The sequence below is a fragment of the Fulvivirga imtechensis AK7 genome (assembly GCF_000331535.1).
Taxonomy (GTDB): domain Bacteria; phylum Bacteroidota; class Bacteroidia; order Cytophagales; family Cyclobacteriaceae; genus Fulvivirga; species Fulvivirga imtechensis.
Map to the genome: position 1 here is coordinate 1 of NZ_AMZN01000065.1, position 12,634 is coordinate 12,634.

At 37.9% G+C, this 12,634-nt stretch carries 7 protein-coding genes and 1 pseudogene; 1 reads left to right on the forward strand and 7 read right to left on the reverse strand.

From position 1 onward, the window contains the following. Positions 1-235: 235 nt before the first annotated feature. The 6 genes and pseudogenes from C900_RS30670 to C900_RS18575 form a co-directional block, all read right to left on the reverse strand. Entirely contained in the window at positions 236-616 is a 381-nt protein-coding gene (locus C900_RS30670) for a hypothetical protein (protein ID WP_245558454.1), read from the reverse strand. Positions 617-684: 68 nt separating this feature from the next. Next, positions 685-2,388, reverse strand: coding sequence for a DEAD/DEAH box helicase family protein (locus C900_RS30675; RefSeq protein WP_425401998.1), 1,704 nt, complete (start codon positions 2,386-2,388; stop codon positions 685-687). 183 nt (positions 2,389-2,571) lie between these two features. After that, positions 2,572-3,215: pseudogene (locus tag C900_RS30680) on the reverse strand (TOTE conflict system archaeo-eukaryotic primase domain-containing protein); the annotation flags it as partial. 162 nt (positions 3,216-3,377) lie between these two features. Next, positions 3,378-4,694: an ATP-binding protein gene (locus tag C900_RS18565; protein WP_009581701.1), complete on the reverse strand. Its 1,317-nt coding sequence runs from the start codon at positions 4,692-4,694 to the stop codon at positions 3,378-3,380. A 6-nt stretch (positions 4,695-4,700) separates the two neighbouring features. Further along, positions 4,701-8,756 (reverse strand): restriction endonuclease subunit S, encoded by a 4,056-nt coding sequence (locus tag C900_RS18570; RefSeq protein WP_009581702.1) that lies wholly within the window; start codon positions 8,754-8,756, stop codon positions 4,701-4,703. Continuing rightward, positions 8,753-8,977, reverse strand: a complete 225-nt coding sequence (locus C900_RS18575; protein ID WP_009581703.1) for a helix-turn-helix domain-containing protein — start codon at positions 8,975-8,977, stop codon at positions 8,753-8,755. Before C900_RS18575 ends, C900_RS18570 begins: the two co-directional genes overlap by 4 nt. A 146-nt stretch (positions 8,978-9,123) precedes the next feature. Between C900_RS18575 and C900_RS18580 the strand changes: the two genes are divergently transcribed. Next, on the forward strand, positions 9,124-9,330 hold the full coding sequence (locus C900_RS18580) for a hypothetical protein (RefSeq protein WP_009581704.1): 207 nt from the start codon (positions 9,124-9,126) through the stop codon (positions 9,328-9,330). Positions 9,331-9,737: 407 nt separating this feature from the next. On the opposite strand, the gene C900_RS18585 is transcribed toward C900_RS18580, so the two are convergent. Next, positions 9,738-12,437 carry a TM0106 family RecB-like putative nuclease gene (locus C900_RS18585; protein WP_009581705.1) on the reverse strand — a complete coding sequence of 900 codons (2,700 nt, stop codon included), beginning with the start codon at positions 12,435-12,437 and terminating at the stop codon, positions 9,738-9,740. Positions 12,438-12,634 lie beyond the last annotated feature (197 nt).

Below are 12,634 nucleotides of genomic sequence, written 5' to 3' on the forward strand. Positions count from 1 at the left end.
TTCAGGCTTTTTTTGATGGTATTTCAGCTATTCGGCTTAGTGTTGTATTTTAGGAGCCGCCCTTTCCCCAATGTTTATTAGAAGCACTTTGTCCTTCTTTTTTGTCAGGAGGGAGAGGTTATTTGATTTTCTTCTTTCATTTCCGGGTTGGCCAGGCACACTCTTTGTCAGGCTTTGGTTAGCGTGTTGGTTTGTGTGGCTTGGCAATGTGTGTGACTGCTGCGTTGGCATAAATTCATAGTAGTCTTTCTTCTAAGTGATCTTTCCAAATAACAAATCCTTTTCTTTCGTCCGTATAGTCATGAATAAGTCGGCTGAAGTTTTCCGGCTGCTTTTCAAGAAAGGTTTGTCTACCTTTATTTCTGATGATGTTTAAGTCCTGGTCTATTGATCGCAGTTTTTGCCAAAGTAATTGTCTGTTTTTGTCAACATGCCAGATATAAGTAGCTTCTTCAGTGTCCAGGGTTTCCAGAACTATATGATATTGTTCCATTCCGGGAAGCAGGAATACAAATGAAAAAGGGTTCAGAACAAACCGCAGTTTTAAGGTGGTGCCATCATGCTTAGATGCCAAATACCTTAATTGTCTGTAATGTTTAATCTTTTCATTTTTCAAAAGGTCGTTCAGTAATTGCTCTTCTGAATCGTAGAACGGCTTACCATTTTGTCCTTCCTGTACCTTGTTTAAGTCAAGTAAATTGTCTTCCGTTCCGGGTACATATTGCTTGCCGACAATACCCTGTTCAATGAACCGAAATTTTCCAGATCAGTTGAATTGGCTTTTTGAGAAACCAATAAGCTGTTTTCGAATTCCGCAAAGATTTCAGCTTCCACATGCTTTGACTTTAGGACTTTGGAAAAGTACGGTTTCAATACATCAAATTCTGGTCTGACTTCATCATTCTCAATCTCAAATTCCAGTTCCTTTTTCGTTTCAGGTACGTAATATTCAAAAGCTATCGCACCGTAACGGAAATCCAACTGGTCAATAGGTACTTTGATTTTTTTGTCAATTGTAAATGTTCGTTTGGATGGGTTTTCAGCAATCACTGTATCATCAAATAGAGTTGCTTGCCGGTCGAGATGTCGGTAATACGTGTTCCTTTTCAGGAATAAACGGTTCAGGTATTCAATCTTGCGATCCCGATAGTCATAAATAACCGGAGTGACTTCAGACCGTTGTACACGGCCAATGTATTGGATCAACTTCCCTTTGAATGAAAAAGGGTAAACAAGGAAAAGGCTTGACGCATTTTGTAAGTCCGTGCCCTCTCCGAAAAACTGTCCGGTAGTAATCAACGCTTGATAATTTCCACTGTTGAGTACCTTCCATTTTGTTTTTCGGTTGCTTTCCGAATCATCCCCGCTAAGTGTTACTACTTCAAAGGACTGCTTGAGAAGCTGATAAAGCGTATCGATATGCTCTTTTCGCTCGGTAATGATAACGGCCTTTTTCCCTCTATTCAACTCAGCAGTAATATCTCCAAGGATCAACTTGTTTCTGGCAGAATCATGAACCAATACCTTTGACAAGGTTTCGAAAGTATCTGTCTTTGGGTTGAAGGGAACATCCAAAGCGGTGTCTCTTACGATTACTTTTGCCCGCTTGTATTCTTCAATTTCCTGTGGTTTAATGTCAGCAATGATTTCTCCCAAGTGAGTAAAAATTATCTTCCCGTCATTTCCTTTCCGGAATGGGGTTGCAGTTAAGCCATATTGGTAATATGAAGAAAGTTTAGAAATAGTATTTCGGAATGTTTCGGCAGGGATGTGATGGCATTCGTCAACGATTATGGTTCCGAATGACCGGGTAAATTCATCTGTCTTTTGTTTGTCAAGATATTTCCCTAAACTCTGGATCATGGCCACAGTAATCACTTTGCCTGGTTTGGCTTTCCCTTGTCCAATCTTGCCGATCTCGTTTTTCGATATGCCCATAAAAGCTTGGATTCGTTCAACCCATTGTTCCAGCAATTGTTTGCGATGTACAATGATTAAAGCGGGTTGTTGTTTTTCAGCAATGACTTTCAATCCGATTACTGTTTTACCGGAACCCGGAGGAGCAGTAATGACACCTAACTCTTTGCGTGAAGCAGCTTCTATTGCGGATTTCTGGTGTGACCTCAGACTGAAATTTGTTTTAAACGGAAAAGAGGCATGCTTTTTTCGCTCATCCTGAAATTTAAAATCAATGTTTTGCTGCTTACAGTACCGGATCAGTCTTCCGATAAATCCTCTCGGGATAATTACTTCATGTTCTGTTTCTTCGATGAATTGAAAATATCGCTCGGTTCCCCATGTGTTTCTGCCACTCTTCTTTTTGATAAAATATTCCGAGTTGGTAAAATTCAGTTCCTCTTTCAGAAAATTGATCAGTTCGGGCGTCATGCCCGATCGGTTAAGGCGAACCACATTGTTTAGTTGTATATGAAGCTTTTCTGATCCGATAGTTATCGAATCTATACCTGGTGATGCCGAAACATTGTCCGGTTGGAGCGTATTAAAGATTACGTCAAGATGGGATACAGACACCTTTTGAATAGTTGACAAGAATTTCCATTGATCCTGATAAGGCTCTAATTGCTCATCTATAAAGCAACTGTTCCCTTCTTTCAAAGTCGGTTTATAGAGTGGCAGGGCAATTAAATTACCCAACCCCTTTTCTGAATGGAAATCCTGATTGGGAAAAAGCCGGTCGAAACTGGAGCTCTTATCAAATACGGAGAAAATACCTGCCTGTTCCAGAAGAGTGATTAAAACCTTACGACTCCTGATGGCGGGATAGGGCTTATCGAAAAATATCCAGACATGACCTCCTTTGCCGGAACGGGAGCGTTCCAGGTACGCAGGAATATTTTGTTCTTTACAAATATTGAGAAATGTTCGACATTCCTCCGCCATTTCTCTTTATCAAAGTCTGCTGCGATAAACCAGGAAGTATTACCCTGCAGTAATGGGTAGATGCCTATTAGCTGTTCGCCATTGAAATGTTTTAGAAGTTGCTGGTCAGTAAGTGGGAGGTAGGTTTTGTCTTTATAGTCTTTGAAGGTACCGCCTTTCATTTTATGGAGCCGGTACATGTAAGGATCATAGTGGTAAGCAGGCATGTATCCACTTTTATTCCCTTTTTCCCAACGAACAGCAAAAACATCCTCTCTGCCTTTGAAGAGGTTTTTGAACAAATTCAGTTTTTCATGTTCTGAATATTGGTTCATCTGTTTTTTTATTCATTTTGCCGCAACCGTAATCTCTCTTAATGTGTTTGACCCAATTATGACCCTATTCTGTCCCAATAGGCCCAATTCTTTCCGTCATCATAGTGCAATTGATGCAATTGTGGTGCAACTAATGTGCAATTTGTGCAATTAATGTGCAATTCATTTTAGCACATAAAATGATCCTGCTCCTTTGACATCACTGGGTTTTAATATTTTCTCTTCGACCAAATTGCCTAGATCTCCCGATGCAGTATTTCTTGAGCAATCGTTGATCTTCTGGTAGTCTTTATTCGTAATCTTTCCATTCTTCTTTACGTACTCAATTGCTTTAATTTGCCTTTCATTCAATCCGGCCTTTTTCAATTGTTCCTTGGTGAAGCGGTCTTTAAATATCTTGCTCAGGAAACCACCTTGTTCCTCCTTTAAAACTGGTTCCGGTAATCCGGCTTCCTTACATGCTTCAATGATCTTGATGGTTCCCCGTCCCCAAGAGTCAATATAACCAGCCTTGAAACAAACATCTGCAAGCAATGGATTTCTTGGTTTCGATCGGTGTACTTTCTTCAAATCTTCTTCGGAAATTCCTTCGGGCAGGCCGCCATCATTCCAGACACTGAAGTTGTCCTCATACAAACGAATTTGTGTGGGTGCTCCCATGTAATTCCGGTGCACCAAAGCGTTGAGAATCATTTCACGAACGGCAGCTACCGGATATTCATCCAGTTCCACCCGTTGCATTCCCATAAAGTCAATCGGGTGAATGAAGAACTTGGCGTTAAGCATATCACCGATCGCGTCTTTAAGTTGGATCAGGTTGCCTTCTATTACCTCATGAAATTTCAGGTCGGCATCAGTTTCTCCGAATTTACCGATCTTAACCGCCATGTTCGGATAAAATTTTCCGGGATCTTTTCCGAATAAGACAATGGCGGCTCTTTTCAAGAGTCCATCTTCGAGCAGACGTAGTTTTTCAAGTAAGTCCGAAATGCTGATATTATCCTCAACATTGATCCGTTTTACAGTCCGTGCATCTTTCAGGAATTGCTTAATGCTGGATTCATCAATGTCGTTTATAGAAGCTCTTTGTTCGGGAATGTCATCCCATGTTTTTCCGGTTCGTTTCAAAATAAACTCATTCAATGCGGGACCTTTCAATTCCTGCAAAGTGCTTCCGGTACGGATATAGTATTTTCCTCTTACAGAAATAGGCACATCATAACGGGGAACAATGATTTCAAGATAATGTTTGTTGTCTTCGCTTTGTAGGTTGACTTCTGCATATACGCCCAGAATGTCCCGGAATTTATTGGGCAGTTCTTCTAGTAGTTTGTTGTGATTGTCAATACCTGTTACCTTGCCTTTATCATCAATGCCAATATACAGCTTGCCACCACTGGCATTGGCAAAGCCGCATATCCACTTCAGATATTCGTCCCGCCAGTTGGCTTTGTATTCTATGATGTGGGATTCGGGCATGGTTAATTAGGAACTTTTATTTTCTACTTTTTTCTTTTTGTACTTCATTTCCGGCTCTGCTGCCATTGCTAATTCCGTTTCTTCCGTTTCTCCCATTAAGTAGGACTTAATGACGGCTTCTTTGCGTTTTGCTATTCCTGCAATAAGCTCCTGAGAAGCTTTAATTTTGGTTTCAGCTTTTTCAATATTCGATACCAATTTTGCTTGAACTTTCAAGTCGGTTGGAACAGGGATTTGGAGATTCTTGTAAAATGTATCAGGAACTCTTCTGTGTCCACTGGAACCAGTCATATTCTTTTCAGCTTCCTTTCGAATTACTTCACGGTTCAAGAATGCAAACAAGAACTTATTTGTTGTTAAGTCTTCGTTTACTCTGAATACGTGGAACTCTGAGCTTCCAAAACCTATTCCATTGCTGAGGTCTGTTGCAATTGCGCACTTGCCATTTTCCATGCAGGGTGTGATTTTGGCAATGATAATATCGCCTTCTTTAAAATAACGGTAGCTACCTGATTTTACATCTATTAACAAACGATCTTCCTTATGAGTGATGAAGCCTTCTTCACTTACAGAAGCCATTTCTATAAAAGAAACCACTGTGTTATCATCAAGATCTCTAACTTCTGTTTTTGAAGGGTTAACTTCTGCCAACACAGAAACTTTTTTGATTGGGTGACCTTGATTGGTGAACTCTGTAATCAGTTTTTCGATCTTTTCGCTTTCCTTCTCTATGACCCTATTAGCATTTTCTGCTTCTTTGTCAATGGCTGAGCAAGCATCAACAATTTCTTTTTGAATTTTAGGAGGGGGGACAGGAATTAATATTTCATCAAAAGTACTAACGGTTATCGCGTCAAATTTACTACCATAAGCCTTTGCTTTGAACTGGATAAGAAGTTCTCCAAGAACGTAGTATAAGTATGAATTTGATATTCCGTTTATAGCCCTTAGCCCATAGCATGATTGGTTAAAGGTCATTTTCTTGGCGACCTGTGCAAATGCCCCAACAGTTCCTCTTGCTGATAGGATTATTTCATCTGGAACAAGATAATTTGTATTACTATTATCAAATCCTGCTTGGGTAATTGTTTTTTCAGTATTGGAAACAAAGCGATTATCGTTATTAAAATCAGCCACACTTAACCAAGGAATATTGCCATTCCAATATTCTGCTACCGTAGTTGAAGGTGTACCTCCACTAATTATATCGACTACAGAAGACAGCTTTTCAAGTTTCCATTTAGACTCAATCTTTATTGTACTACTTGGAGAAAGGCTAATGGATTTATTGAAATTCGGTAGCTTAAAATTCATCATATCAACCAAATCAGAATAAATGGTAGATGAACCTAATTCTTCCGGTATTTCAAAATCTTCACCATTAAAATTCTGATTGATCAAATAGTTGATCTTTTTATCATTTTTATTGTTATGTGGATCGTAAAGAGGAGTGTTGATATTGTTCAAATTGAAAATATTGCTCAATACACGTTTGTCCTCTTCTTCCAGTGCCACATTGCCCTCATCGTCATCTTCGCCTTCCAGCGTGTCTAATTGTACTCCTCCCAGATACTTGATTCCTTCATTTCCCTTGGCAGCACTCCATTCGTATCCCAGGAATTCTTTGATTTCTGTAGTTTTCGATGGACTTTTTACAATTATTACTTTTTGAGGATTTTGGCTGGCCAATACAAAATAGTACAGCTTTTCTTTCTCGTTTTCGGTGAGGTAAGCAGTGAAGCGTTTTTCTATTTCGGCTTGTTGTTCCTCTTTACTTAAATCCTTAAAAGTCTTTTGCTTTTTCCTGTTCTTGATCTCAGACCATTTGTCAAACTCTTTACGATAGTCATTGAAAATCTCTGTTTCTAACAATGCTTTGTTTGGTTCTCCTTGTAGCAATGTTTGATAATCAACAAATTTCAGTTCCAGATGAGTGCAATATTGCTTTAACAAGTGTTCATCTTCAAACAAGCCATCTTTGGTTTTGTCAAAATTGAACCATGCGTTCACACGATTTAAGAAATGATCAGCCGGTGCCGGACCTTCTTTTTTACGCCTGATGAAAAGTGTGACGGTATTGGTGCCGGTTTTTCCAAAAGTTCCGCTTCCAAATTCTGCGATCGCCACAATATCAAAGTACTTCAATAGAATTTCGCGGGTAGCGACATAAATATTGGTTGATTTGGAGGTGCTTTTTGCTTTTCCTTTTGTCAGAATAGAAGAAGGCACAATAATACCAGCCACACCACCGGGCTTTAATAATTGCTTGGCTCGCTCAATAAAGAAAGTTTCAATGCTGTTGTTATTTGGATAACTCTTTTCTCCTACAGTTTCGATTAGTCGGTACTTTTTTCGTTCTGATTCCGAAAGCGTTTCTAAAAAACCCTTTACACTATACGGAGGATTGGCAACCAGAAGCGAAAAACTGTTGTCTTTGATGTTTTTATCGTCCATTGCTTTTCCAGAAGACAAGGCGTCAGCATAGACAATATTGATGTTATCTTGCCCGTACATAAAGGCGGAAACCTTTGCTACTTTGGATAAGCGGTATTCTTTTTCAATACCAAATACATTTTCATAGTAGTCGGTTATTTTGGCCTCCTTCTCTGTTTCCACAATTGGCCTGATTTCTTTTGCGTATTCATTCAAAAAGTGGCCAGCACCACAAGCAAAGTCAATCACTTTGGGTATTTCATCTCCTTTCGTAATTATGGTTTCCAGTGGTAAAGATTTCAAGATGAATTTCACAATGGGCATTGGTGTAAAAAACTGTCCCTCAGATTGTTTTACCCCCTGATCCAGAAACCCTTCGAACATATCCCCCAAAAACTGGTTTTCCTCACTGGCAGACTCATTATCGGTTTTTAACCGAATGTCCTGAAGCATTTGAACAATCTTGAGAAGAATAGCAGTGTTTTGGTAAAATAGCTTTTCATTATGGACATCAATAAAGCCGAAATCATTGTTGTTGAAGAACTTTAATTCTTTGAAGTATTTCTTGATAGTGTCCTTTGTTGCGTCTGGATCATTTTTGAAGAAATCAAAGGCTTTGTCTATTTGATCGGCACTAATATATACCACGTCTTCTCCCAAAAAGCGTTGCATGCCATCCTGATACAACTTCTGAAGACGGTCAATCAAACTAAACTGATCATCATAGGCGATACCCTTCCAGTAGAATTTAAGCTCCTCGGGGTTGTTGGTTTCATCAACTATCTTACATAAAAACAAGTTAACCAATTTATCAAAAGCATTTTCACGTCCCGAAACATTGTGTTGGCGTAAAATAGTTGCGAACTGGTGATATTTTCCTTGAATGTCGTTACTGCTTATGGTGCTTAAATCCTTAAGCGAATATTTCGTTTTCCCTATTTCATAAGCTGGAATATCTTCTTCAAAAATGCCTTTTGTCGCATAATCTTGACTATAGGTTTCACTCCAGGCCTGAAAAATGTCCTCTACATCAAGACCCTTTGCTTTTTCAAAGGAAAGAGGTGACTTCTCTGCAAGTTCTAAAAGTAATTTTTCATTATCCTTAAGAGTAATGAGATAAATATGTGCAACTACTTTTTCATTTAAATAATCCGAAGAATAAAGACAGACGAATTGCGTGCTTCCTGCTTGTTTTACATAAGAAAGTAGCTGTCCTCCATTGATTAATGTTTTCTTCCAGGCATCATCAAACTCTTTTCCTTCAGTTTTGCATTCAATGATCAATAATGATTTTCCGGAATTGTCTTTTACCATAATGTCGGCTCGTCCGCCACTTGCACCATGACCAACTTTCCATCTTGGTTCCAACTCAATGTGCTGAGGTTTATAACCTTTTTCAAACAAGCGGTGAACACATTCAAATACCACAAAATTTTCCCTTTGTGAAAAGCTGCAGGTTTGTCTTTCGTTTACCTTAAAACCTTTATCCTCTGGATAAATCAACTTTTCTGTTTTGAAATCAACTTTCAGGTAGGCATCTGTTTCCTTGAATTTCTTTAAAAACTTATCTCCTTCAGCTGAAAAGCCAAGTTTTAGAATAAGTTCTTTGAAATTATCTTTTGTAATCATGCCTTATCTTCTCTCAATTTCAATTCTTTGCAAATCTCTTTTAAAACCTCACCGGGATCAGCATCAATTGCCAGGGCAATCAGGTAAAGTTCCTTTACCCTTAATTGAGTAGAGGGGTTGAGGGTCAGTTCGCTAATCCTTGATTTACTAATACCGGTTTTCTTGGCAATCTCCGCTTTACTGGCAGATTTTTTAGCCAAATATGCTCCGAGTTCCGTCATCTTTATTTTCGATTTTCAAGACCTAAATTTAGAGTTATTTATATATAGTTTAGAAATTCCGAACAAAAACTTGCGTAGAATCCAAAAAGTAATTACCTTAGTCCAGAATTTCAAAACTATAGTTCTGATAAATAAAAATTGACAATATGAGCAGAACATACACCAAAGCCGACCTTGAACAGATTGTGTACACGCAACTGGAAAACCTCAATGCCATGCATGATCTGTTAAACATCATGAAAGTTCAAAATGAGTTGTTACACAACGCCAATAAGAAATTGAAAGATGAAATCTCCGAGTTTAAAGAGAAACAACACGTTTATCCTACCCGTAAGAGATTATCAAAGTCGTAGTTGCAGGCTGGTAGAGCAAGCTCTTCCCGCAAATTTTGGCTTTGTGTGGATAGCTCGTGCGATTTGCGGGATGTGCTTGCTGTGAGTTGGCGAAAATCAAATAAAAACCTCCTGTGCGTTGGCCATTTTTTTCAGTTCACCGAAATTTTCAAAGAACCATTGTCGTTTCTGTCAGCACCTCCTGTCAACGGAGTACGTCACTGTCCTTTTTTTATTTTTTATTCTTCCGTCACCCGATTAGAAGCACTACTGTGTCCGGGCGGCTATTAAACACAACGTCAAGCTAAGCTCCGTAGGCTTAGCCTTTCAAATATTATTAAAAGTATCTTTTTGCGCTTCCATTTGCAAAATACTCAGTCAGCCTATGGAGCTTAGCATCTGTTGTAAGCATGTCTATTTTAATACATTTAGTACTTTCTTCTTCTATTGGTTGAATTAAACCTTTCAATACTTTTTTCATTGGCTATTAAAAAACCTAGAAAAGATTTATTTTGAAGCTGACAAGTTTGCATGATACCAACCATTCTTAGATAGTGTGGAAATTGATCTCCCCCGAAAGAACCCGATATTTTCCTTTGCACACAAATATGTCTTATCCGATTCTCTGCAGCATTATTGTGCCAAGACACCCCATCATATTTGATAAATGTAAATAGGCTTTCTCTATATCTTTTAAATCGTTTTTGATACTTCAGACATAGATCGGAGGCGTAATGAAAATTGTCAATATGCTTCTTATAAAATCTATCTATTGCCCTCTGATGCTTTACTAAATGGTACTTCTTCAATCCAAAACGATATGTAGACTGAATAATCGGAATAATTACACTTCTTATAGAGTTAACAAATTCCTCATATTCATTGTCCAGTGGGTTTTTCCATAAATCATTGTTGATATCACGTATTAGATGAACCCAGCATTTTTGTTGCATACAATCAAAGGAATCATATCCTGCGTAAAAGTCTGAGATCAGAATTCCTTGGTACCCTTCTAAAAGTTCTTTCGCGATAAAAGAGTCTCGAGTTTTTGTGAGAAAATAAGTAGTATATTTTTCGGATGTAAGGATCCAAACGTATTGATTTTCACCAAGGATACTTACAGTGGTTTCATCAATATGAATAAAAGGGCTTTCCCGTAAATTCTTAATTATCTCTTTTTCTGTATCTTGATAGTATTCACTGAACTGTCTAATAAATTCCACGCCGGATGCCGAACCAATTCTTTCATTTATCATGCCAGCGAGGCTTCTATTAATCTTAGAAAAGGATAATTGAATTTCAACTCTCTGAAATACAATCCAAGATTTAAGATTGTGACCATATAAATCCCTGCTAATCTGTCGGAATCTTTGAGAAGCATAAGTGTTGTTACATAAAGGACAATATCCATGGCATCCAATGTACTCCACTACGGTTTTTCTAATACCATTTTTGCCAAAAACCAAATCTAATTTTACCCGTTTCGATTGTACTTTAGATTTATTGAGTGCTCTTGATTTATGTTTAAGGCAGTATTTGTCAGAGTCAAAAACAAAGGTTTTACTTGGTTTCCTTAAACTTTTCCCAAGCCATTCATATTTAGCTCTTATCTTCTTTTGAGTCTTCTTTGGTTCTAGGACTTCATTTTTATCAAAATCGACCTTTATCTTTTTTTTATCGTATTCATTATGTGCCAACTTCAAGACTATTTTAAATTGTCTATGCAGATTTTGTCCTACATCTGTTGACCGTTTCTTAGGTTCATCAGTAAAATCTATATCATCAGATGAATCCGATTGGTCTTTGATTCTTATCAACTCATTTAATACAGTGTTTAAGGCTAAACAATCTTCTTTGTTGTAGATTAAAATTGTGTTTTTTAGATGGTTACCTCCTCCTTCCCATAGCCTACGCCATACAATGCTTTGCAAACCTGAAGATTCATCTGAGCTCCAACTAAAACCTAGAGCGTTTGCCAGTTCTTTTAACTTATTTGAGTAAGTGGGAAAGTAAACCTTACCATAGATAAACTTGTTGAGATTAATAAATCTTTCTGTAAGATTTTGAATATCTACATTATACCGTTTAGACAATTTCTGAAAGGCCTGAACTTCATAATTTCCGTAATGATAAATGGGTGCCCCTTCATAGGACTTCAAAGAATTGATAAGTCGCTCGAATGAATGCCTTTCCTGCTCAATAGTATCTGACCAATAAAAGAGATATTTCTTTTTGCCCCGATCTATTATTAAAACGCCAAAAAGGTAGAAGAACTTTTCGTCAGGAATACTTTCAATATCCAAAAAAATCTCAACGTCCTTCCGCTCTATTTTTGGCATCTCCTGTACATAAGTTTTTTTTGTTCTTAACGCCAATGCTTGAAGTTCCGGCTTAAATAATATTGACGAAAGCCTATTTTTTCTTTTCCGCCTGGGTTTATGCAAATATGAAAGTTGGGTGATATTGAAGATGCCCTTTTTCTCCAATTTTGTTATCTGTTTGAAACTGATAGAATTAAGTAATGAAAGATTACCGGTATCTATTGCTTCTTCCCTACACCTTTGTTGAAACGAGCATTGTTCACAATGTTTCTTTAGAACTAGTTTGGGCAAGTCATTTTTAAAAGAAAGAATATTTTGAACCGTTTCATTCAATTCATTTTTCAGAGAACTGATCTTTATTCTTGATGAAGTGCCATTCCTCCTTATTACCGTGCCCATACTTGGATATTCACCTTGCAACAGTTCTAATGCCAATCCAAAAAATGCCAAGACCATTTTATGCTCTTTGGTAATTTTGTTTGTGCCAAGAAATACACCTGGCGTGTAGAGGAATTTTCCAAATAGAGAATCTCCCTGCTTTTTCTGCAAGAGGTTGCATTCGAAATCAAAAACGTCTATTGTAATTTTTATATTAGTGATTGTTTCAATGCCTTTTCTCAGAATTCCTTGATAGAAGTCTGTTGCATTGTTCTTCTCAAAGAAAGACCGCATTGTATCTACTTTGAGATTTCTATAAGTAGATTCGTAGGCTGTTGGTTTGTAGATTTGTTTTGAGGCTAACGCGAGATATGCTTTACGATCACATTGATAATAAAACTCTAATATTTGAGGGGTTATCAGTTCCATGATTATCCCTTTTTAAGTTAGGTAGTATTGCTGTACAACGTTCAGTGTATGGTGTCGTGCGGGATTACGAGGTGAAAACTTATCAAGTTACACCAACTTTTTTTACGAGCTACAAACGCTCGCAAACCGCTGAAACCCGCATGCACTATACACATTGTTGAACCGAACACCTACGGTGGAGGGCACAACGGATTACA

Bases quoted from the DNA above. Each gene is read 5' to 3' on its own strand.
- C900_RS18580 (WP_009581704.1), top strand. From the start codon at position 9,124: ATGAGCAGAACATACACCAAAGCCGACCTTGAACAGATTGTGTACACG.
- C900_RS18570 (WP_009581702.1), bottom strand. From the start codon at position 8,756: ATGATTACAAAAGATAATTTCAAAGAACTTATTCTAAAACTTGGCTTT.
- C900_RS30675 (WP_425401998.1), bottom strand. From the start codon at position 2,388: ATGACGCCCGAACTGATCAATTTTCTGAAAGAGGAACTGAATTTTACC.
- C900_RS18575 (WP_009581703.1), bottom strand. From the start codon at position 8,977: ATGACGGAACTCGGAGCATATTTGGCTAAAAAATCTGCCAGTAAAGCG.
- C900_RS18585 (WP_009581705.1), bottom strand. From the start codon at position 12,437: ATGGAACTGATAACCCCTCAAATATTAGAGTTTTATTATCAATGTGAT.
- C900_RS18565 (WP_009581701.1), bottom strand. From the start codon at position 4,694: ATGCCCGAATCCCACATCATAGAATACAAAGCCAACTGGCGGGACGAA.